Origin of the sequence: Liquorilactobacillus mali KCTC 3596 = DSM 20444, from assembly GCF_000260415.1 — a bacterium.
Lineage (GTDB): Bacteria > Bacillota > Bacilli > Lactobacillales > Lactobacillaceae > Liquorilactobacillus > Liquorilactobacillus mali.
In genome coordinates this window covers 1-22,395 of sequence record NZ_BACP01000037.1, presented here as the reverse complement: position 1 = coordinate 22,395, position 22,395 = coordinate 1, and the positions used below count along the sequence as shown (strand labels likewise).

The 22,395-nt window shown below is 36.3% G+C and carries 19 protein-coding genes; 13 read left to right on the top strand and 6 right to left on the bottom strand.

The genetic code is table 11. From position 1 onward, the window contains the following. The first annotated feature begins 151 nt into the window (after positions 1-151). From GSM_RS06960 to GSM_RS06950, 3 genes are all read left to right on the top strand, one after another. Positions 152-1,018 (top strand): LysR family transcriptional regulator, encoded by an 867-nt coding sequence (locus GSM_RS06960; RefSeq protein ID WP_003690811.1) that lies wholly within the window; start codon positions 152-154, stop codon positions 1,016-1,018. Positions 1,019-1,252: 234 nt separating this feature from the next. Then, positions 1,253-3,001: an ABC transporter ATP-binding protein gene (locus tag GSM_RS06955; RefSeq protein ID WP_003690810.1), complete on the top strand. Its 1,749-nt coding sequence runs from the start codon at positions 1,253-1,255 to the stop codon at positions 2,999-3,001. Further along, positions 2,970-4,754 (top strand): ABC transporter ATP-binding protein, encoded by a 1,785-nt coding sequence (locus GSM_RS06950; RefSeq protein ID WP_003690808.1) that lies wholly within the window; start codon positions 2,970-2,972, stop codon positions 4,752-4,754. The genes GSM_RS06955 and GSM_RS06950 overlap by 32 nt, the downstream gene beginning before the upstream one ends. A 224-nt stretch (positions 4,755-4,978) precedes the next feature. On the opposite strand, the gene GSM_RS06945 is transcribed toward GSM_RS06950, so the two are convergent. Continuing rightward, entirely contained in the window at positions 4,979-6,313 is a 1,335-nt protein-coding gene (locus GSM_RS06945) for a hypothetical protein (protein ID WP_003690806.1), read from the bottom strand. A 245-nt stretch (positions 6,314-6,558) separates the two neighbouring features. On the opposite strand from GSM_RS06945, the gene pepI reads away from it, so the two are divergent. Beyond that, positions 6,559-7,449, top strand: coding sequence for a proline iminopeptidase (pepI, locus tag GSM_RS06940; protein WP_003690804.1), 891 nt, complete (start codon positions 6,559-6,561; stop codon positions 7,447-7,449). Here pepI and GSM_RS06935 read toward each other — a convergent pair. Then, positions 7,446-8,018, bottom strand: coding sequence for a sugar O-acetyltransferase (locus GSM_RS06935; protein ID WP_003690803.1), 573 nt, complete (start codon positions 8,016-8,018; stop codon positions 7,446-7,448). The genes pepI and GSM_RS06935 overlap by 4 nt on opposite strands. A 62-nt stretch (positions 8,019-8,080) precedes the next feature. Here GSM_RS06935 and GSM_RS06930 point away from each other — a divergent pair, with 62 nt between their 5' ends. The 5 genes from GSM_RS06930 (at position 8,081) to GSM_RS06910 (ending at position 12,383) form a co-directional block, all read left to right on the top strand. After that, a complete protein-coding gene (locus GSM_RS06930; RefSeq protein WP_003690801.1) occupies positions 8,081-8,668 on the top strand; it encodes a maltose acetyltransferase domain-containing protein in 588 nt (195 codons plus the stop codon). A gap of 31 nt (positions 8,669-8,699) precedes the next feature. After that, on the top strand, positions 8,700-9,836 hold the full coding sequence (locus GSM_RS06925) for a DUF3114 domain-containing protein (protein WP_003690800.1): 1,137 nt from the start codon (positions 8,700-8,702) through the stop codon (positions 9,834-9,836). 146 nt (positions 9,837-9,982) lie between these two features. Continuing rightward, positions 9,983-10,720, top strand: coding sequence for a deoxynucleoside kinase (locus GSM_RS06920; RefSeq protein WP_003690798.1), 738 nt, complete (start codon positions 9,983-9,985; stop codon positions 10,718-10,720). A gap of 157 nt (positions 10,721-10,877) precedes the next feature. Next, positions 10,878-11,822: a CPBP family intramembrane glutamic endopeptidase gene (locus tag GSM_RS06915; RefSeq protein ID WP_003690797.1), complete on the top strand. Its 945-nt coding sequence runs from the start codon at positions 10,878-10,880 to the stop codon at positions 11,820-11,822. Positions 11,823-11,924: 102 nt separating this feature from the next. Then, positions 11,925-12,383, top strand: coding sequence for a universal stress protein (locus tag GSM_RS06910; RefSeq protein ID WP_003690795.1), 459 nt, complete (start codon positions 11,925-11,927; stop codon positions 12,381-12,383). 177 nt (positions 12,384-12,560) lie between these two features. On the opposite strand, the gene GSM_RS06905 is transcribed toward GSM_RS06910, so the two are convergent. From GSM_RS06905 to GSM_RS06895, 3 genes are read right to left on the bottom strand one after another with little or no spacing between them, the layout of a single operon-like run. Continuing rightward, the gene (locus GSM_RS06905; RefSeq protein WP_003690794.1) at positions 12,561-13,478 is read right to left on the bottom strand and encodes an L-lactate dehydrogenase; all 918 of its coding nucleotides are present in this window, start codon (positions 13,476-13,478) and stop codon (positions 12,561-12,563) included. 29 nt (positions 13,479-13,507) lie between these two features. Continuing rightward, positions 13,508-14,593 (bottom strand): PTS sugar transporter subunit IIC, encoded by a 1,086-nt coding sequence (locus GSM_RS06900; protein WP_003690792.1) that lies wholly within the window; start codon positions 14,591-14,593, stop codon positions 13,508-13,510. Positions 14,594-14,633: 40 nt separating this feature from the next. Beyond that, a complete protein-coding gene (locus GSM_RS06895; RefSeq protein ID WP_003690791.1) occupies positions 14,634-15,680 on the bottom strand; it encodes a branched-chain amino acid aminotransferase in 1,047 nt (348 codons plus the stop codon). Between the two features lie 603 nt (positions 15,681-16,283). Between GSM_RS06895 and mnmE the strand changes: the two genes are divergently transcribed. Together mnmE and mnmG are read left to right on the top strand one after the other, a co-directional pair. Further along, positions 16,284-17,678, top strand: a complete 1,395-nt coding sequence (mnmE, locus tag GSM_RS06890; RefSeq protein WP_003690789.1) for a tRNA uridine-5-carboxymethylaminomethyl(34) synthesis GTPase MnmE — start codon at positions 16,284-16,286, stop codon at positions 17,676-17,678. Positions 17,679-17,707: 29 nt separating this feature from the next. Beyond that, on the top strand, positions 17,708-19,612 hold the full coding sequence (mnmG, locus tag GSM_RS06885) for a tRNA uridine-5-carboxymethylaminomethyl(34) synthesis enzyme MnmG (RefSeq protein WP_003690788.1): 1,905 nt from the start codon (positions 17,708-17,710) through the stop codon (positions 19,610-19,612). A 482-nt stretch (positions 19,613-20,094) separates the two neighbouring features. On the opposite strand, the gene GSM_RS06880 is transcribed toward mnmG, so the two are convergent. Further along, entirely contained in the window at positions 20,095-20,601 is a 507-nt protein-coding gene (locus GSM_RS06880; protein ID WP_003690786.1) for a GNAT family N-acetyltransferase, read from the bottom strand. 364 nt (positions 20,602-20,965) lie between these two features. Between GSM_RS06880 and GSM_RS06875 the strand changes: the two genes are divergently transcribed. Together GSM_RS06875 and GSM_RS06860 are read left to right on the top strand one after the other, a co-directional pair. Further along, positions 20,966-21,196, top strand: coding sequence for an ABC transporter permease (locus tag GSM_RS06875; protein WP_315971704.1), 231 nt, complete (start codon positions 20,966-20,968; stop codon positions 21,194-21,196). A 506-nt stretch (positions 21,197-21,702) separates the two neighbouring features. Then, positions 21,703-21,882 carry a hypothetical protein gene (locus tag GSM_RS06860; RefSeq protein WP_029327386.1) on the top strand — a complete coding sequence of 60 codons (180 nt, stop codon included), beginning with the start codon at positions 21,703-21,705 and terminating at the stop codon, positions 21,880-21,882. Positions 21,883-22,395: the final 513 nt, after the last annotated feature.

Here is a 22,395-nt window from a genome sequence, read left to right as displayed (position 1 = left end):
CTGATATTAATTAAGAAAGCGCTTCCTTGGATATTATTATGTTCTTTTTATTATTGACACGCAATTCTAAGTCTGACTATACTTATTCTCAGAAAGAATAAATCTATTGTAATAGTTGTTTGATTATAAGTTTTACGGGGAGGTGCCTTAATTGGACTTGAAATACCTTGATAATTTTTTAGCGCTAGCTAAATACAAAAACTTTTCAGAAGCAGCAGATACATGTTATATTTCGCAATCTTCGTTCTCCAAACACATTATGACTTTAGAGGCTGATTTAGGAGTTAAATTATTTGAACGTACTACGCGACAGGTTGGACTAACTGAATATGGTGAAGTTTATTTGAAATATGCACTAAAAATAAAAGAACTGTCTCAGAAAGCAAATGATGAGATCAGTAGATTACACTCAGAGAATGAGGGCCTTGTGATTGGAGGAATTCCTTCAATTAACGAATACAATATTTTGGATCTAATTACAGGCTTTATTAAAAAAACTCATATTAGGTGTAAAGTAAGGACGGGACCTTCAGAAGATTTAGAACAAATGTTAGCAAAGCAAGAGATTGATTTTGCATTTATTAAAGACGTTAAAAATACCAAAATATTTACGCAATTATCATATATGGAGGATCGCTTAGTAGTAGTTTTGCCACTTGATCATCCATTGACAAGACAAGAAAGTGTTAGGATTAGGCAACTAGTTCATGAGAATTTTATTTTTCAACCAGTCGATTCTCGACCATATGAGCTTTGCATGCATATTTGTCAGGAAAATGGGTTCACTCCGAATGTTGTTTATGCAGATCAGATTGTGGAAAATATTTTAAATTTTGTCAAAAGAGGGTTGGGAATTTCTTTATTGATGGGAAAACTAGTGGATAAAGACGATGGATTAGTAGTTTTACCGATTGAACCAGTCGTAATTGCAGATATTAATCTATGTTATTTAAAGAATGCTAAAATGAATAATTACCATAAATGCTTTGTTGACTATTTTAATGAGAATAGTCGCTAAAAAGTTTTAGTAGGAATTAGTTATAATAAATTTTACTGTTTAGGAAAAATGAAAAATAACAGCTTTTATTATCAAATATTATTAGATTTGTGCGAGGTTAATTAAAAATAATTGGATATAATGATAACTAGACGTTTACTTCTTTTTTAGTTAAGGGAAAAATGGTAGGGGATTTGCTTCAATTTTTTTAATTTTTAAGCACAGAAATATAGTGAACTTTACGGAGGTGTTGTTTTGTTTAAAATTGTAATGCAGCACACACATGGTTTGTCACGATGGTGCTTTTTCCTAGCACCACTGGTCATGTTAATTGAGGTATTTTGTGATTTGCAACAACCAACCTTAATGTCTGATATTGTTGATCATGGACTGGCAAAAGGAGACATGCAGTATGTTGTCCATACAGCATTGCTCATGCTGTTATTTGCCTTGCTAGGAGTACTTGTAGGTGCTGGATCGGGTGTGTTAGGGAACTATGCTTCACTCCGAATGGGAGCACATTTGCGTTCTCATATGTTAACGATTGCATTAAATAAGCGGGAAGCAAGTAATTTAGCACCAGCAACATTAATTACGCGGATCACTAATGACGTAACACAGATGCAGAACCTTGTGATGATCCTGACACGTGGAATGGTACGCTCTCCAATGCTTATGTTTGGCGGAATCGTTATGTCACTGATTGTTTGCCCAAATTTAGCTCCGATCTTATTGGTGATCATATCTTCTTTAATTATCTTTCTTTTATTTATTATGCGTCGCAGTATCCCACTTTACACTAAGATGCAGCAGCGGGTCGACGGGATGAACAGGGTTATGAGAGAGAACTTGCAAGGAATTAAGACAATCAAAGCTTTTGTTTTAGAAAAACATCAGCTAACTCAATTCAAGCAGGCTAATGATAAACTGCTTAACAGTAGTATTCGTGCTTCGATGGCAACAGTGACGTTAAGTCCTATTATTCAGGTCATGTTGAATCTTGGAGTTGTAATTGCGTTGGCATATGGTGGCCAGTTGAAAGTAAATGGAACGATTCTCGACGGACAGATTATTGCTTTTGTCAATTATATGATTCAAATCACGAATGCAATGGTCATGACAGTTAACATCATTACTGCTTTTTCACGTGCGATTACCTCGGCAACCCGTGTCCAAGCAGTTTTGAATGAAACGAAAGGTGAAGTTGCTGTTGGTACAATTGCAAATGCACCATCGGGCAGTAGTATCGAGTTCTCACACGTTACTTTCGGTTATCAGCAAAGCAGACCAATCCTGAATGATGTCAGTTTCAAAATAGCAGAAGGTAAATGGTTGGGAATTATTGGTGCAACGGGCAGTGGTAAATCTGCACTGATCAATTTGCTAACGCGTAGTTTCGATAATTATCAAGGAACAATTCGCATCGGTGGAGTCGATATTAAAGACATGGATTTGGTAGCTGTTCACCATAAAGTTACAGTTGCCATGCAGGATGCTATGCTATTTTCTGGGACAATCAGGCATAATTTGACGTTTGGTGCAGTACAAGCAAGTGAAACACAACTTGATTCAGCGGCTAACGTGGCTGATGCAACCGAATTTATTAAGAAGCTGCCACGAAAATATGATGCGATAGTTGAACAAAATGGAAAGAATTTTTCTGGTGGGCAGCGACAGCGTTTGAATATTGCACGTGCGGTTGTACCAGACCCAGATATATTGGTGTTGGATGATGCGACTAGTGCGGTTGATCAAACCACCAATGCTTTAATCCAAAAGCGACTGCTTGAAACCCGAAGTGGGCGGACAACTATCATTATTTCGCAAAGGGTAACAAATATCATGCACTGTGATGAAATCTTGGTTATGACTGATGGGCAACTGACCGATCAAGGTACGCACACACAATTGCTCAAAACCTCACCATTTTATGCGCAACTAGTTGAAACACAACTGGGAGGAGGAAGATATTATGCAGATGAATCATCATCGTCCCGGACGTAATTTGCACCCAGAGAAAGTTAGCCTGAATAATTGGAAACAGACTGTTAAAAGAATTTTGAATTACCTTGCTTTTGCACGTGGTAAGTTAATCCTCGTTTTTTTCTTAACGATTTTTACTACGATGGCGACCATTGTAGGAAATCGTGTAAATGGAATAGTTGTTGATCAGTTTCTCAGCGCTAACAAGATGCATACACTATTTGTCATCTGTGGTTTAATGGCGGTAATGTACATTGTTGCCAGTATTTGTACTTATTTTCAAAACGCAATTATTATTAAAGTAGCTCAACGAGCATCTGCAGCGATTCGTCACGATATCTTTGCCCAGTTACAAAGGTTACCATTACGTTATTTTGATACCCATGATAAGGGGGATGTTATGAGTCGATTGACAAATGACGTCGATAATATCAATACTGCAATGATGCAGACTTTCGTACAACTGTTTACGGGAATTATTAGCGTAGTTGGAATGGGGGTTGCAATGCTGCTTTTGTCACCACTCTTAACACTAATTGTTCTGCTTAGTTCGATAATGACCTATATTTTCACTCGAATTGTGGCGAAAATCACCCAAAAAGCCTTTGTAACTCAACAAGATGCACTTGGAGCACTTAATACGCAGATCGAAGAATCAGTATCTGGCAAACAAGTAATTCAGTTATTTGATCATGAAGCACAGACGATGGGAACCTTTAACAAAACTAATGAACGTTATACAAAAGCGGCCTTTCGTGCACAGGCTTTCAGTAGTATGATCGGTCCCATCAATAATGGTACTAACAATGTGGCTTACCTTGTTATTACTGCTGCAGGAGCGTTTTCTATTCTTACTCATAGTAGTACGATTACGGTCGGTACGATCTTTACTTTCTTGATCTATTTACGTAATTTCACTGGTCCCATCAATAATATTCTTGATTTACTCAATACACTGCAGTTATCCTTAGCGTCTGCGGAGCGAGTTTTTGAAGTAATTGATGAAAAGCCTGAAAAAGATATTAAACATGCACTCGCAATGACACATACTAAAGGCAATGTTGCTTTTGAACATGTAGATTTTGCCTATGGCTTACAACAAATATTGCATGATGTTAACATTTCTGCCAAGCAGGGACAAGTGATTGCACTAGTGGGGCCAACTGGCGCGGGTAAAACAACCATTATGAACCTGTTAACCAATTTATACCCACTTAGTAAGGGAAGGGTACTGTTGGATAAACATGATGTAACTAGCATTAAACGGTCCAATTTAAGAAGGTTAGTTACTGTAGTTCAGCAAGAACCTTTTATGTTTTCACTCTCCATTAAAGAGAATATCCGGCTTGGTCGTATGAATGCGACTGATGAGGATGTACGTTTAGCTGCAAAGCGCGCTAATGCTGATAATTTCATTATGCAGCTGAGAGATGGCTATGACACGATTCTAAGTGAAAATGCACATAATATTTCACAAGGTCAGCGCCAACTGCTCAGTATTGCACGTGCATTTATTGCTGAAGCACCTGTTTTGGTATTGGATGAAGCAACAGCCTCAATAGACTCCAATACAGAGTCTGATGTTCAAAAAGCAATGACCGATTTGATGCAGGATAAGACTAGTTTTGTTATTGCACATCGTCTTTCGACAATTCGCAATGCTGATCAGATTTGTGTTATTGATGCAGGACGTGTTGTCGAATGTGGAACACATGATGAACTACTACAAAAGAATGGTGCATACGCTAGACTGTACAATAGTCAATTTAGTTGATAAATGTACTTTAAAATTGGAGGAAATGCATTAAGTTCTGGAAACTATAGGTCTAAGTGAGTCAAAGAAAATGATCATCACTAGTGAGGGCAAAGTAAATACGACACAATAGAGTTTTGACTCGTGGAACACTTTCATCCGAAATCAATAGAGGACCAGATCAAAAATTGACTCTTTGATCCAGTCCCACAAATTAGGAGAGCACATTTTCTAACTCTTTTTTATCAGAATAAGGAATACGGAGTTTGGAATGTCTTTTTATTTAGACTGTTGTATTTAATATGATTCTCTTGCAAGATATTTCTGAACTCTTTCACGTAAATATCGCTAGAGAAACTCTGAAGTATATCAATGAAAAGTTTTTGATTAGCAGCAAGCATTTGAACTGACAAACCATTGGTTCCGCTCATGTAAGTGTGAACTTCATCAATGTATTTTTCTAATGAACCCAGTCTTAGTTGGCCACTATAACTGAGTACAAAAGTGTTAATCAAATTGGTATCAAAGGCACTCATCATCTTTTGTTTCTCTTGAAAACTATCAAGTGCGTCTAAGGTGTCAAAAAGTTGTTGCATTTTGTTAATAGTCTGAAGAATATATTCGGGCTTTTTTTGCAGTTGAATCTGTTTTCTAAATGCGGTTGCTGTTTCGGTAAAATCTGAATCGGTTGTTATCGGCGTGTTAATGGGTAAGGAAATGCTATTAACGCAGTTTCTGGCAGTTTTTTGATAGGTGATCCCCGAACGTAGATCACTGGCCAAGTTGACCATTACAGGATCCGTTGTTTTGGGATGCGCACGGTGTATAGCCTGTTCAAGCATGATGCCAATTGCAATTGCAGGGGTAGCATTGTGTGCTTTAGCAAAAGTCATGAAACTAGTTTGATCAATCACTGTCTCAAAGCGATAACTATCTGCTTGAGGATCAAATGCGCGACTTTCTGGCAAACTATAGGAATTTTCCCCATGATCCTGTATTGAATTTTGGGGGATCTTCAACTCAGGTAGATTAGAGAAGGGTTCCTGCATCTCATCAAGTGACAGCGGGTCATTGGCTAGGTTAACCTTTGGGACTCCGTATAAGAGGCCAACTTTAGATGAAATATAGTAATAGAGTAGAGTTCTTACAAATGGCATTATGCCTCTTCCATCAACTAGGGCATGATGGTAAGAAACGAACAGACGCTTTTGTTCAAAAGTAATATCGATTAAATGATAATTAACATCTTTGCTTCCCAGGACACGTAGGCTATGTTGTTGTGCTACGATGAGAGGCAATGGATCGTGTGTTAAGTTGTAATGAGCATCTTCCCTTACTAACATACTGCTTAGATAAGGATAACGTTGTAAGGAACGGTTGACGGCAATCTGAAGGAGCTCCTGGTCAATTACGTCGGTTAATCGGATATCGATAACCATACTACGTGTACCATGCTGACGATAGAGAAATGATTGGCCAGAGAAGATTTTAGAAACCTTTGGAAGTTCTGCGAGATAGGTTTTGCCATTTGGGGTATTGAATAATTCCTGATAAGCATTTCGTTTGATTGATGTTGTCATAGTTAAGACTCCTTTTAGTATAGTTATAGTTTGAATTTAAAAGCTGTTGTTGCTGATAACTATAAAAGGAGGATGTTAAATAAATATGTATAACTTGTTTGTGAAATGTTAATTGAAAGTTGCGGGTCAGAATTAATATTTTAGAAACATTTCATTTGTTTTGATGAATTATTTTTTGTGTAAAAGAATCGAAAAAAGTGTAATATGTGTAAGAAAAAATAATAAATCAGGAAGTGATTAGAATAGTGAATAAATATATATGTGAAGGATTCGTTCCTTTTGGCCATTATCAAACCTATTACAGGGTAGTAGGAAAGAAAACAAAAAATCCACCATTAATTTTGCTGCATGGTGGACCAGGTTCAACACATAATTATTTTGAAATGCTTGATGATATTGCAGAGATGAGTCAAAGACAATTAATAATGTATGATCAGTTAGGCTGTGGATATTCTTCGATTCCAGATGATGAGCGAAACTGTTATAAAGCTGGCACGTGGTTGGATGAATTAGAGAATCTAATTACCTTTTTAGGATTGAAGGAATTCCATCTTTTGGGTCAATCGTGGGGTGGAATGTTAGCAGTAATGTATCTTTGTGACAGGGATGCAAGCGCAGCTAAAAGTGTCGTACTTTCTAGTACACTTTCTTCAGCCAAGTTATGGGCCAAGGAACTTCATCGGCTTATAAAGTATTTGCCAACTGATGAACAAGAAGCTATCAAGAAAGCGGAAGAGACTCAAGATTTTAAGAATCCTGCATATCTTAAAGCAAATACACATTTTATGAAGTTATACGCTAGCGATGATCCAAAAGAAAGTCATGAAGAAGTACTGAAGCGCCCTAAAAAAAGCGGTACTGAATCCTACATAACCGCATGGGGACCAAACGAGTATACACCACAGGGTAATTTGAGTGATTATGAATATACCGCGAAATTATCAAAGATAAAAATACCTGCGTTAGTAGTGAGTGGTATAAATGATTTGAGCACCCCATTAGTCGCAAAAACAATGGCAGATGCTTTGCCGAATTCGGAATGGCATCTTTTTGCAAATTCTCGTCATATGCCGTTTGTAGAAGAAAATAAAAAGTATATGAAGATTCTTACAGAGTGGCTTAAGAACAATGACTAGTCGTCCAGTTTGATTGGGCGCAGAATTTTGGCAGGATTCCCTACTGCGACAACATTTGCAGGAATGTCATGAGTTACAACACTTCCGGCACCAATAATTGAATTTGCCCCGACTGTCACTCCACCAAGAATAATTGCAGAGCCTCCAACCCAAACACCATCTTCAAGTGTAATTGGTTTTGCGACCATTTTCTTAGCTTTCCTTGCTAAAGGTTCTTCAAGATAGTTAGCAGTATAAAAGCCAACTTTTGGAGCAACATTAACATTAGAACCAATTGTAATCGGTGCAAAATCAAACATTGTTACATCATGGTTTGCAAAAAAATTGTTACCTACAGAGATATTGAAACCAAACGTACACATAAAGTTAGGTTCAATGTAGGTATCAACACCAACATCATTGAATAGTTGTCTTAGTATTGAAAAGTCATAGCTATTTTTGGTAAGAACTAGTTGATTGAAGAAACAACATTGTTCAAAGGCATATCTGGAAGCCACAACAATCTTTGGATTAGATGCAGTAAATATTTTTTCATTGGTTGTTAGTCTTTTAATCTTTCCAACGTCCATTTTCTCACCTCAAGTATATTATTATATAATGCAATTATATCCTAAATAAGGAGGATAACCAGATGGATCTAAGTGAACATAGTGCATTAACCAATTTTGAAATAGAGTACGTCAAACAAATTACAAATTCTGGGAAACTCTATTACGACTATGATCCTTTAATTTCGAAAGCAAGGAATCATGCATATTTTGAATGTAGGAAATATGATAATGAACTTAGGAATGGACGGAGAAAGATAGAAATAATGAAGAATCTTCTAGCTCATTTGGGATGCCATGCAGAGTTTAACTTAGGATTTACGTGTGAGTTTGGATTCAATCTAACTGTAGGAAGTTACTTCAGTGCAGGGAGAGATTTAAAAGTTATTGATTGTAACAGAGTAGAAATAGGCAATAATGTTTCACTTGGTGCCCAAGTAGGAATATATACATCTAATCATGCTGAAAATCCTGAATTACGCGCAGCACATTGGTGCAGTGAACAACCAATAGTAATTGCAGATGATGTTATTATTGAGGACAATGTGGTTGTAACACCGGGCGTTGAGATTGGCGAAGGAGCGATTATCAAAGCAGGAAGTGTAGTGACTCATAATATATCTGCCAATACGATTGCAAGTGGTAATCCGTGTAAATCTTTTGTGTTGTAATTTCAGGTAATGTGAATGGGGGCAAAAGATAGTGAATCATGTGGACATCAATAGACTTTCAAGTGATTTGATACACGCCAGGTGGGATAAGTCGGCAATTAAATATATAAATAAGAAACTGCAGTGGCAAGTAATGCTGAATAGTTCCAGCAATGATTTTGGAACAATATACCGTAATTTGCATGCTGTTGGCTCAAATTTATATACTAAAATGCTCAGAAAATCAAAGTTAACAGCACAGCAAAAGCTTGAATTGATCTTGTGGCAATTAGGCGCAAGTATTGATCACACAGGCTTTTTGCAACTGGGAGATAATTTTCATTTAGATCCACTCATGCCCCCGCATAGCGGCTTTTTACGTTATTTCCGCAACCTTGTTCAAAAAGTATTTCCCGGGAAAGCCTTGAAGAAATATAGTAGGACTGATGATTTGGGTGAACTTGCAAATAAAATTCATCTTTTTCGAAGCTATTTGGATTTCAACAATATTCAGTACATTCGTTCTTTTTTTAAGGGAAAGACAGATTATGAAAGATTACTTAAATATGAGAAAAAATTTTGTTTTGTCAAATTAGATTATAAATCAGCAGCTAATTTCCACAATAGATTTCGCAGTGATGATCATTTCAAGTATCCACAAAACATGAAGGTGCAAGTTACTAGTAGAACAAGAATGTCTGAATTTATAATTAACCTAGAATCAGGTAACTTTGTTAGCGAGTGGATAGGTTATGGCTCTTTGCCCAATGGAACCGAGCAAAATAAAACTCCGTTTAAAGAATTCAATATCGTCAATACAGAGTCCTTTAATTATGGAATACCACTGGGCGGTAGAAAGTTTGCTTTTTTTGTTGATAGGGACAGCCACAATAACTTAGATATCAGCCACCCACATGATCCGTTGGTCCGCAGAAGATTGACCCAAAAGCAAAGTACTTCCTATTATTGGAAATTTGAAAAATCTTATTATAAAAAAGATGGCAGTGGTCAATATACAGGCCAGTATGCAGATATTGTAAAAAAAGGTTACAGGGATTATTATGCTTGGAATTCAGTAAGAGAAAAAGACAAAGTTTATCAGAGGTTTGTTGTGTATTGCCGTAGTATCTATCCTAAAAAGAATCCCGGATTTTACTACTTTCTAAAGAAAGAAGAGAAATTTTTTTAAAATATTTTGTGCTGATAGTGTCTGACTCTCTGTGGATAGCAGCTTAAAAGCATTTCTTTATTTTTTCTTGAAAGACTAGTATGATATTAATTGGTCGTTTTTTGGAAATAGAATGAAGTTAACAAAGAAAGGGTGTATAAATCATTTTGATTACATTATCAGGTATTATTGGATCGGGTAAGTCAAGTATGACTGAAATATTGGCAAATGAGCTCGGAACGAAAGCCTTTTTTGAGCCAGTTGAGGACAATCCCGTCTTGCCATTATTCTACAAGGGAAATGAAATTGCAGCTCAAAAAAGGGCAGAAGGGGACAAAGAAGCAACTAACCCTTATGCGTATCTCTTGCAGACATATTTTCTTAATAAAAGATTTAAAATGATTAAGGAAGCTATGAAAGATGATAATAATATTTTAGACCGCTCAATCTATGAAGATGAGTTATTTATGAAGATGAATACAGAGATGGGTAATGCAACAGAAGTGGAATATCAAATATATCAGAGCCTACTGGCTAATATGATGGAAGAGCTACCTTTTGCTGCTAAAAAGAAATCACCAGATTTGATGATCACGATCCATGTTTCATATGAAACAATGATAAAAAGAATTAATAAAAGAGGCCGTGATTATGAATTAGTAGAAAATGATCCTTCTTTAGTTGATTATTACAAACGACTTTTAAAGTATTATGATGAATGGATTGAGTCATACTCTGTTTCACCATTACTAGTAATAGATGGGGACCAATTTGATTTTGTCGACAATATTAACGATAGGATTACGATGTTAGAATTAATTGAAAACAAACTATATAAGTTGGGCAAACTTACGGACGCGCAGTTAAATAGTTTTAAAGAAATGCATCAGAAACAGCTTCTTTAAAAATAATGCATAAATAGAACTTATTTCTGAGACACAGCTTTTTCAATATTCAGTATGTTAGACAATAACGAAAATAGATTATGATGGCCGATAATGCAGATACAATCTTTTAATTTGCGCAAAAATCCAAAACTATAAGAATGGCAAGGTGAAAAACTTGAAATATAAAAAGAATGACATCACAGATAAGGTATTAAAAAAAGATGTAAGCCGCTCTATTGCGATAACTTCTATCTATTTCATAGTTTTTCAACTTTCAGCACTTATTTCATCGTTTGCGATCCTCTTTACAAAAAAAGAAAGTGAAGCCGCTGTAAATAATTTTTTCAATAATAGTGGACTTCCATACTTGATTGCAGTCGGAGCAGGCCTTTTTGTGATTTTTGTAAACATGACTCCTAAAATGAGGAAACAAACTTTTGCTTCAAGCAAAAGAAAACTGACGGCAGGTGTCTTTTTTTCGTTGGTTACAATAATAATGACAAGCCAAATTGTTTTAGGTGTCTATAGTTCTCTGTTTGAACACGTTGTTAACCTGATAGGCTACAGCTCAACAGAACAATTAAAAGAAGCTACAGACACCAGTCAAACAATTTCTATGCTGCTATATGCTGGAATTTTTGGTCCTGTTACTGAGGAGATTGTTTTTAGAGGATTTTTATTACGTAGTTTGGAAAAATATGGGCAAGGTTTTGCTATTATACTTTCTGCTTACATGTTTGGACTGTACCATAGTAACTTTATTCAAACTCCATTTGCATTTGTCGTAGGATTGATTTTAGGATATGTAGCATTAACGTATGGTATCAAATGGTCAATATTGCTGCATATTTTTAATAATCTTGTGTTGGGAGACATGTTTAGTTATATTCTACAGAACTTCAGCAACAAGCAAGCTGATATTATCAGTAATGTTTTGGTTTGGATAGGCGGAGTTATTGGAATTACAATTTTATGGTTTTTCAGAAGAAAGATACGCAACTGGTACAGAAACAATAAACCAACTGGAACTGAATTGAAACTCGCATTTACGAGGAAAATCTTAATTTTAATCACCATTATAATTTTCATTATTTCTTGCACAGGATTAGATAAAATATAAAGGTGTTAATTTAATCACAACTTCTGTGTGATTACTTGAAGTTTATAAATCCAAGGGCTATCATAATGGTAGAAGTATTTTTACCAAAGGCAGGTGGCTGAAATGGTACAAAAGTATAAACGAGTTTTGGTAGCAATAGATGGTTCTAAGGGTTCCGACATTGCTTTGGCTAAGGCAATAGAAACAGTAAAGAATAATGAAGGTTCTTCGTTAGATGTTTTGCGTGTTCTGGATTTAAATTCCCTAGAGTATGGCGGAGCTGGAATTGCTCTAGACGGTAGCGAGATTTACAGAATTGAACAAGCTAATGAGGAATACATGTTTAATTTGAAACAAAAGCTGGTTAAAGAAAATGGGCTTAGTGAAGAAAATGTACATGTACATTTACGTTTTGGAAATCCAAAACTTGTCATTGTGCATGATTTCCAGCCTGAGTATGGCAATGATTTGATTTTAGTTGGCTCAACGGGGAAGAATTTCTTTGAGCGGCTGGTGATAGGGTCAGTTGCATCTTATGTTATCAGAAATGCATCTTGCGATGTGCTCATGGCTCGTAATTGATTTTTAAAACAAGAATAGTTTAGTTTAGAGATAAAAAGCTTTGAAAGTTAGCTTTAAAAAAGATAATGTTTTTTTGAGTAACTAAATTGCATATAACTCAAAAAGGAGTTTCACAAATGTTTTGTGAAACTCCTTTTTTGTATAACTCGGATACGATATTACTGAATTAAATACAAATCACATTGTAGCAAATTTTTCTTTAATGGTAGCTGCGGAAGTTGCTAGCTTTTGTTCTTCTTCAGGTGGGAGAGGAATATCAATGAGTTCCTCGACCCCATTTTTACCAATTATTCCTGGCTGGCCTACGTATGAATTATATTTGACATTGTAAGATGAACAAGGGCACATTAACTGTGCATCATCAAGAACTGCACGGCTAAGTTTAATTGCACACGTTGCAATTGCGAAACTAGTATAGCCTTTACCTGAATGGACAGCCCATCCGCCTGATCGTGCGGTATCCTCAAGCGCGTCTAAATCTAGGTTCATTTTTGGAGCAAGAGTCTTAATTGGAAGCCCATTGACACTAACTGTTGACCATGCAACAAATTGAGACTCACCATGTTCGCCGTATACAAAGCCAGATACGTTTTTAGGATCAACATTAAATTTCTCTGATACAACACGCTGCATACGAGCAGTATCTAGAAAGGTTCCTGTTCCGAGTACTTGTGATCCAGGTAATCCGATTTCCTTTTGCAGATACTGGGTAATTGCATCACAAGGGTTCATTGTATCAATCAAAACACCGTTAAAACCACTTGCTTTAATTTTAGGTGCGATATCTTTTACGATTTCACGAGTATATTCAAATTCTGCCCACCTGTTACCACTTGCATTATCTAATGCATGAATATTTCCTGCAGTAACAAAAAGAATATCTGTATCCGCTAGTTCTGCATAATCCTGAATTTTTATTTTGGGTCTACTATCTAGCCGAGCTGTTGCATCTTGAAGATCAAGCTGCTCCGCTCTTGCCTTTTTTTCATTTTTATCTATCAGAATTAATTCATCGGCAAAACCTTGAACTACAAGTGAGAATGCTATTGCAGCCCCAACATGTCCTACACCGATGATTGCATATTTTCTACTCATTTTCTACATCCTTTGTTAATTAGTATTGATTAAACGATTTCCAAGTGTAATTGATTTTCTTTAATGAAACCAGCTTTTTTCATCATACCGTACGCTACCAATGAAATGACCATAGGTAATGCAACCCCCGTAAACATGTAGATTGCAAATTGTCCCCATCCCTGTGCAGCATAAGCTAATGGTGCGATAAAAGAGTTTAGTCCTAAACCAGCTAATTTATAAGTTGAACGGAAGCCAAACATAATCGTTGCAATCGGAGCACAGACAACCGCTGAAAGCAGTGAAGGAACCAATAAATATGGGTTAATCAAAAGATTTGGGAACTGTACTTTTGGTGTCATAACTCCCTGAGCAATATTAGCTCCAAGGTTATTTTGACGGAATGACATTGCTGTGAAAGCGACAAACTGTGAAGTTGTTCCGATTAAAGCAGCAGCTGACGAGATCGGGTCAAGCGTTAAAGCAATCGCCAAAGCTGCAGATGATGCTGGAGTCATCAAGAAGAGTGCCCAAACCACAGAAATTGAAATTGAACCAACTAATGGATTTACTTGCATCGTCTTAGCGATGAATGCACTAACGTTTAACAACAATGGAGTAGTGACAGCAGCAAGGCCTAAACCACAAACTCCCCCTACTAAGGTTGCAGTGAAAGGTACAAGCATCATATCTAAAGGTGTCTTACCGGATAAATATTTACCAATCAAGGCAGCAATCAAACCAGCTAAGACAGCACTGACTGGCTGACCAGTTGCGAAAGTTGCACTACCTGCAGCTTGCATCAAGGATGAACCAGTTGCGGTCGTTCCATTGACAGCAGCTGAAGTAAAGTGTACTGCATTTGCACCAATCGTTGAAGAAATCATAGCACTAAAAATGACGAGCGAGGTTGTCTCTAATTGAGATGCGATTGCAACACCAAGTGCAGGAGCCAATAAATCATTAGCAATGACACCAACTTGGTATAAGGCATTCCAGTGAACAAATGAGGCAATTGTCTGTAGCAACAGTCCAATACCTAATGTAACTAAGATGGCATTGGAAACGGCGGCCGAAATTCGATATACATACTCCTTAACTGTTGTCGTTGATTTTGTAGTACTTGTATTCTCCATTGTTGAACAACTCCTATTCCTTTTTTTATCCTACTCTGTTCTAAACTTTTTGAATCCAGTTTTTAGGTGCTTCAATATCCCCAAATTGGATACCGATTAATTCATCATATAGCTTGCGAGTAACAGGACCAACTTCTGTTTTACTATAAAATACGTGGAAATTATCCCCATATTGGAAACCACCGATGGGTGAAATGACAGCGGCAGTACCACAAGCGCCAGCTTCAGCAAAATGATCCAGTTGATCGATGTAGATATCACCTTGTTCTGTTTCCATACCGAAATTATGTTCAGCAAGATACAGTAGTGAGAACTTAGTTACACTTGGTAAAATAGATGGTGATTTTGGTGTTACAAACTTTCCATCTTTAGTGATTCCAAAGAAGTTAGCAGAACCAACTTCTTCAATCTTCTTATGGTTAATTGGATCAAGGTAGATACAATCTGAGAAACCAGCATCGTGTGCAAGCTGACCTGGGAAGAGACTTGCTGCATAGTTACCACCGACCTTGCTTGCTCCAGTACCCTTATGAGCAGCACGGTCATATTCAGAAGCAACAAAGTTTGTAGGTGTCAAGCCACCCTTGAAGTAATTTCCGACTGGCATGGCAAAGATTGAGAAAATATATTCTTCAGCGGGATGAACACCAATGTTTCCACCAACACCAACAATGTATGGGCGAAGGTAGAGTGTAGCGCCTGTACCATATGGAGGAATATATTCTTCATTGGCTTTTACAACTTCCTTTAGCGCATTTATAAACATTTCAGTAGGAACCTTAGGCATCATTAGTCTTTCACAACTGTTTTGCATTCTTTGTGCGTTTTGATCTGGGCGGAAAAGATTGATGCTGCCATCCTTACAACGATATGCTTTAAGTCCTTCAAAAACTTCTTGACCATAGTGTAGACATGTTGATCCTTCGTTGATGGTAATTGTAGCTTCTTCTGTAAGACCAGTATCACGCCATTCACCATCACGCCAGTAGGCACGATAGCGATAAGGTAAGTTCATGTAAGTAAAACCAAGGTTGCTCCAATCTAATTCAGCTGGGTTCTTTGCTTTTGGTGCTGTTGAAAGTGACATTTTAATTCCTCCTTAATTTTTGAATCATGAAAGTCGTTTGAAGTTAAAAAACAAAAAAGCACTCACCGCCAAGAATACACTTCGGCGGTGGGTGCTTAAAAAAAATCCATCGCCTAGTTATCCTAGCGCGATGGACCTAATGTCTGAACAATCTAATCAGCCGAGACATTAAGCAACACATCGCGCGTGCTAATAATGACTAGGCTCACTAGGTACTGGGCGGTATTACTACAAATAGTGAATGTGCGTGACATATTGCTTAACTCCTCTCGATAATTGATTGATATAACGTGACTTCATAATTGATATTTCTTATTATAACTGCTGACATTAAAAAATCAACCTCTTTTTTAATAAAAATGTAATTTTATTATTTTTAATGACAGAAATGTTTAATAAAACATACAAATTACGCTGGAAAACTGAGGTTTGGGGTAATCATGAGATGAGAAAAAGATTGTCTTATTGACTTTTTCAACAATTGAAAGTATATTATAGGCAATCATTCTTATCTTAATTGATAAAGTAGTCAAAGTGCTTTATCCACGTTTTCAAGGCGTGGAGTGGCGCTTTTTTTATTGTCTAAAAGGAGGGAACAGACAGTTGGCAGCAAGTACAATCACAGAATACGACACGATTGCAGCAATCTCAACTCCACCTGGTGAAGGTGCAATTTCCATCGTTCGTTTAAGTGGAGATGAAGCATTACAGATTGCAAAAAATGTATTTTCTGGCAAAGACTTAACTAAAGTTAAGAGTCATACTATAAATTATGGACATATTATTAATCCGAGAACTAAACAGGAAATTGATGAGGTTATGGTTTCGGTAATGAAAGCACCTAAAACATTTACACGCGAAGATGTTGTCGAAATCAACTGTCATGGTGGGATTGTTGCAACTAACGAAATTCTACAGTTGTTATTAAGCAATGGTGCTCGATTGGCTGAACCAGGTGAATTTACTAAACGTGCCTTTTTGCATGGTAGGATTGATCTTTCACAAGCAGAAGCTGTTATGGATCTTATTAGAGCTAAGACAGACAAGTCAATGAAAGTTGCATTGAACCAACTGGATGGGAATCTCTCACATTTAATCAGAAATTTGCGCCAAGATATACTAGACGTTTTAGCACAAGTTGAAGTTAATATAGATTATCCAGAATATGATGATGTTGAAGAAATGACAACAAAATTGTTGAAAGAAAAGGCACAGGATACAAAAAAAAGGATAAAGCAACTGTTACAGACTGCCAAGCAGGGAAAAGTTCTGCGTGAGGGATTGGCAACAGCAATTATTGGTAAACCCAATGTCGGTAAATCTAGTCTATTAAATCATTTACTGCATGAAGACAAAGCAATTGTGACAGACGTAGCGGGAACAACACGCGATGTGATTGAAGAATATGTAAATGTTAGGGGGGTTCCTCTTAAATTAGTTGATACTGCTGGAATCCGTGAGACATCAGATAAGGTGGAAAAAATTGGGGTCGAGCGTTCTAAAAAAGCCATTGAGCAAGCAGACTTAGTGATGCTTGTGTTGAATCAAAGCGAGCCTTTAACTGCCGAGGATCAGCAGTTGATAAAACTGACAGAGAATAAGAAAAGAATTGTATTGTTGAATAAGGTAGATTTGCCTTCAAAAATAGATTTTACACAGCTTACCGAAAAAATTGGTAAAGATGAATTATTGAGCGTTTCCGTTTTAAAGAATGAAGGAATCGATAAGTTGGAAGAAAAAATCGCAAAATTGTTCTTTGGCGGAATTGAGAATAGTCAAACAACGATTATGGTTACAAATGCAAGACATATTGGCCTTTTAAATCAGGCAAAAGATTCATTAGATGCGGTTTTAAGTGGGATTGAAGCTAACATGCCAGTAGACTTAATCCAAATTGATATGACTAATTGCTGGGACTTGTTAGGTGAGATTACAGGAGATAGTTATCAAGACGAACTGCTGACACAATTGTTTAGCCAATTTTGTTTAGGAAAATAAATAATTTAGATGGAAGATAGGAGATCATAATGGACGTAAAGCAATATGCTGGCAAAGACTATGATGTAATCGTGGTTGGAGCAGGTCATGCAGGTTGTGAAGCTGCGTTAGCTGCAGCTCGGATGGGGAATGAAACTCTCTTAGTGACAATTAATCTTGAAATGGTGGCATTTATGCCATGTAATCCTTCTATAGGTGGGCCTGCCAAAGGAATTGTTGTACGAGAACTTGATGCACTTGGCGGTGAAATGGGTCGTAATATTGATAAGACATATGTACAAATGAGAATGCTGAATACCGGTAAGGGTCCGGCCGTAAGGGCTTTGAGGGCACAGGCTGATAAGCGTGCTTATTCGATTGAAATGAAACATACTCTTGAAAAAGAACCAAATCTAACATTGCGTCAAGGAATTGTCGATGACTTAATTGTTGAAGATGGTGTTGTTAAAGGTGTGATTACCAATACGGGCGCGCGGTACGGTGCCAAAAGTGTCGTTTTGACAACCGGTACAGCGGCACGTGGGAAGATCATTATTGGTGAATTAATGTATTCTTCTGGACCTAATAATACACAGCCCTCTATGAAATTATCAGGTAATTTGGAGAAATTAGGTTTTGAACTGAAACGCTTTAAGACAGGGACTCCACCAAGAGTTGATGGGAATACGATCGAATACAATGCAACTGAAGAACAGCCAGGTGATAAGGAGCCAAATCATTTTAGTTTTGAGACCTCTGATGATGATTACTTGGATGCTAAGGATCAGCTATCTTGTTGGCTGACATACACTAATGAAAAGACACATGAATTGATTCGAGCAAATCTTGATCGTGCACCAATGTTTTCGGGTGTGATTGAAGGTGTTGGGCCAAGATATTGTCCATCGATTGAAGATAAGATTGTCAGATTTGCTGACAAGCCGCGTCATCAATTGTTTATTGAACCAGAGGGCCGCAACACAGATGAATTTTATGTTCAAGGACTTTCAACATCGATGCCTGAAGAAATTCAACAGCAGATGGTTCATTCTATTAAAGGACTTGAGCATGCAGAAATGATGCGTCCGGGCTATGCAATTGAATATGATATTGTTTCACCCTATCAGTTAAGGCCTACGCTAGAAACCAAGCTAGTTAGCGGACTGTACACGGCTGGTCAAACAAACGGAACTTCAGGATATGAAGAAGCTGCTGGTCAAGGAATGTTAGCAGGTATCAATGCAGGTCGGCACGCTCTTGGGAAAGAAGAGGTCGTTCTTAAACGTAGTGACGCATACATTGGGGTGATGGTCGATGATTTGGTAACCAAGGGAACAAACGAGCCGTATCGCTTATTAACATCGCGTGCAGAGTACCGCTTGATCTTGCGTCATGATAATGCAGATATGCGTTTGACTGAATTAGGCCATGAAATTGGGTTGATTTCTGATGAGCGTTACACCAAGTTTGAGGCAAAAAAAGCGGCAATCGAAGCTGAAAAAAAACGTCTTGAAAGTTATCGAATTAAGCCAAATGACCAAGTTAATGAATTTCTTGCTGAAAAAGGAGCTGCACCATTGAAGGATGGTGTATTAGCAAGTGATTTCTTGCGCCGCCCAGAAGTAACCTATGCCAAATTAACTAGGTTTATCCCAGAGGCGACAGAGAAAATTGATAATCGGGTAATTGAACAAGTTGAGATTCAAATTAAATACGAGGGTTACATCAAAAAAGCTAATCAAAAAGTTGAGAAACTCAAAAAGATGGAGGCTAAAAAGATTCCAGATCGAATTGATTATAGTGCGATTGAAGGAATTGCTACAGAAGCTCGGCAAAAATTCGAAAAAATTCGTCCTGAAACACTGGCACAAGCTAGTCGAATCAGTGGAGTTAACCCAGCAGATATTTCGATCTTAGCGATTTATATTGAACAGGGCAAGATAGCAAAGATTTAGATCACAAAGGATACACCTTTTGTAAAATTTTGGACGGCAATTACACCCAATTATAATTGGAAACTATTTGTTTACGCCACTCAGATTATCATTTTAGATAATGATCAAATTGTTAGTGTTGATCAAGTAGATATGCCTAAAATAAGGGACTGACTGACATCCTTAAACATGATAAATAAAGATAAAAATGTTCTAAGCATCTACAATAAAAATAAAACGTTAGTAAATTTTAAACTATCTTGTTATAGTGCGAATAGATTCTCTTAAATATACACTGACTATCACAAAAATAACCGCCAGCTGACCAGAGCTAAGGCGGTTATTTTTTTGCTTAGGTACTTATGATCCAGCCCTATAGTGTGTGTTCAAAGATAGCCAATATTTAATAATTCACCGAGTGTTCTCATGATTTTGTAAAATTTTTTTCAGTAACATGCCGTTCTGGGTGTTGAATGAAAGAAAACAGCCATTCAGATTAAAGCTTATTTCCTCATCTGTAATTTCCACCAGCACGTATTATCCTGTTTGTAAAGTTTGAAGCCACATCTTTTCAATACATTTTGTGAAGCTAGGTTTTCAATCTCTGTTTCAGCGATTACATAAGAAGTATTGTCTTGTGTTAATGCCCAACTGCACATAGCTTTTGCAGCCTCAGTCATATATCCTTTATGTTCGAAATTTTTTCCTAATCCGTAACCTATTTCAACCTCACCTTGTTTGTTAGGCAGATCTTTAAAATCGGCGGAGCCAACGACAATTCGATCAGTTTTTCTAATAAGAAACCAAAATGTGTGATATAAATAATTTCTTGCATCTTTTTCGGTAACTATAAGTTGTTTTTTTAAAATATTTAAAAATATACCTTCGAGTGGCTCAGCTTGATAACTACAACTTAGTTCTTTTTCTAAAATTGAGATATTGTTTATCCAATGATGGTACTGTCCTACTGTCAATGGTATTAAATTTAATCTATCAGTTTCAATTATCAATGTTTTCCTCTTTTACAAGTGATTGTTAGCTATAGATTTTATTGCGAAGTAAATAGCAATTGTTATGAAACTTGTTCAGGTAGTACTTATAAAACTTCCATAGGACATCTCTTTCCCAATTTAATATAAACATAATGTTAACTAATAATATTATGAAAAGCAATAATAAGTATAATGGCGAAAGTTAAATTATTTGCTATGGAAGCTTCACAGGGGAAAAAACGTAGATACTGGACATTTTTTAAGATATACAATATTTATCAAGGAAGGATAAAAAACAAAAGATCTAAATAATAACATTTTTCTAACTCAAGTATCATTCAACCAGTCAACGTAAGAGCATTATTTCAGATTGTTGGCAGTAATGTTACTTGAATCAATTATCCTTACTGTCAGTGGTGGGATTATTGGCTTTTTAATTGGTTGGGGGCTTTCATCTTTGATATCCTTCTTTATCCCTTACCATATTCATGCAATCGTCACATTTGGTAACTTCTTGCTTGCTTTTGGAGTTTCTTCAACGGTTGGTATAATTTTTGGTTTATTACCAGCAACACAAGCGTCTAAGCGTAATCTAATAGATATTTTACGCTGATAATTACTTTTGTGAGTAAAAGTACTACACAATAGAAAGATATATTTGGGGACAAGAATCAGAATATTGAGTGAGAGACACAAACCGTGGAAGAGAATACATTGATTCATTCAAAAAAAATAATTAAAACTGTAGCAATTGTAGTTGGTGCTAATCTTCAAAATAAGATGATTTTCTTTGTGCTATTTAGCAAATTTTTTGTAAACTCATTAAGGAATTTTTTAATTTCTTTTAAATTTGTTGGTTTTAAGACTAAAAGACTGACAAAATAGAGAATTATTCCTAATAACACTTCTAAGAAAAGAGATAATATATTGATTTTTACAGAGGTATTTATTTTGAGTACTGGAATAAACATAATAATTCCTGCTATCATGTATTTAGGAATATTGATAAAAATATTCTTGAAATTGATTTGGTTTTTTATTCCCCACATTTATTTGGACAAAAAAGAGAAGAAATATATTTACGAGTGATCTTAGAAAGTACAGTAGGAGGAGACAATTATGGGATTATACATATTAATGTTCGCCATAGTTTTAGGAGTTATTTTATTAGGCTCTGGAATAAGTAAAATAAAACAAAGACAAACGGTTATAGGATATATATTAAGTATTATAGGAATTGCATTTTTAATTTTTGCAGGATATGACATAATTATAATTTTGCATGCTCTTTTTGCTTAGATTAAGAACGAATGACTGCGTTGCAATATTATTAATAAATTACTTTGATTTCTATATTTTTACAAAAAATTCCATCAGATTTTTTTGCTATAGGTCATTATTACCTTTGAAATTAAGACTATCAATTTTATTTTAAATTAGTAAGTTTTTCAATGAATCTAAATGATACTGCTTATTCAGCGTCTATTCGTGAGTTAGTCAATAAAATAATATTCAGAAACTTAATTCACCAACACAGGGTGCGATATTTGTAACCTTTATTTAAGTGCACTATTGGTGTTGTTTTATACGCAATATAAGGTAGGTTATGTGAACTGAGAAAGGTATAGTAAATGTCAACCTAAAAAACATATGTTCAACATTATGGTAAGCTACTGAACAGGTTTAATGCATAGTAATAAGCATACTTAGCATCACGCCCTTTTTTCTCTCAATTGGTTTTAACCTGATAAAACTACTTTTCAATGTTGTTAGGTTCAGGTTCATTATGGCGATTACTTACTACCTCTATCT

Excerpts from the sequence above, each read along its gene's own strand:
- GSM_RS06950 (WP_003690808.1), top strand. The coding sequence starts at position 2,970 with ATGCAGATGAATCATCATCGTCCCGGACGTAATTTGCACCCAGAGAAA.
- GSM_RS06945 (WP_003690806.1), bottom strand. The coding sequence starts at position 6,313 with ATGACAACATCAATCAAACGAAATGCTTATCAGGAATTATTCAATACC.
- GSM_RS06935 (WP_003690803.1), bottom strand. The coding sequence starts at position 8,018 with ATGGACGTTGGAAAGATTAAAAGACTAACAACCAATGAAAAAATATTT.
- GSM_RS06930 (WP_003690801.1), top strand. The coding sequence starts at position 8,081 with ATGGATCTAAGTGAACATAGTGCATTAACCAATTTTGAAATAGAGTAC.
- GSM_RS06910 (WP_003690795.1), top strand. The coding sequence starts at position 11,925 with ATGGTACAAAAGTATAAACGAGTTTTGGTAGCAATAGATGGTTCTAAG.
- GSM_RS06905 (WP_003690794.1), bottom strand. The coding sequence starts at position 13,478 with ATGAGTAGAAAATATGCAATCATCGGTGTAGGACATGTTGGGGCTGCA.
- GSM_RS06900 (WP_003690792.1), bottom strand. The coding sequence starts at position 14,593 with ATGGAGAATACAAGTACTACAAAATCAACGACAACAGTTAAGGAGTAT.
- GSM_RS06895 (WP_003690791.1), bottom strand. The coding sequence starts at position 15,680 with ATGTCACTTTCAACAGCACCAAAAGCAAAGAACCCAGCTGAATTAGAT.
- mnmG (WP_003690788.1), top strand. The coding sequence starts at position 17,708 with ATGGACGTAAAGCAATATGCTGGCAAAGACTATGATGTAATCGTGGTT.
- GSM_RS06875 (WP_315971704.1), top strand. The coding sequence starts at position 20,966 with ATGTTACTTGAATCAATTATCCTTACTGTCAGTGGTGGGATTATTGGC.
- GSM_RS06860 (WP_029327386.1), top strand. The coding sequence starts at position 21,703 with ATGGGATTATACATATTAATGTTCGCCATAGTTTTAGGAGTTATTTTA.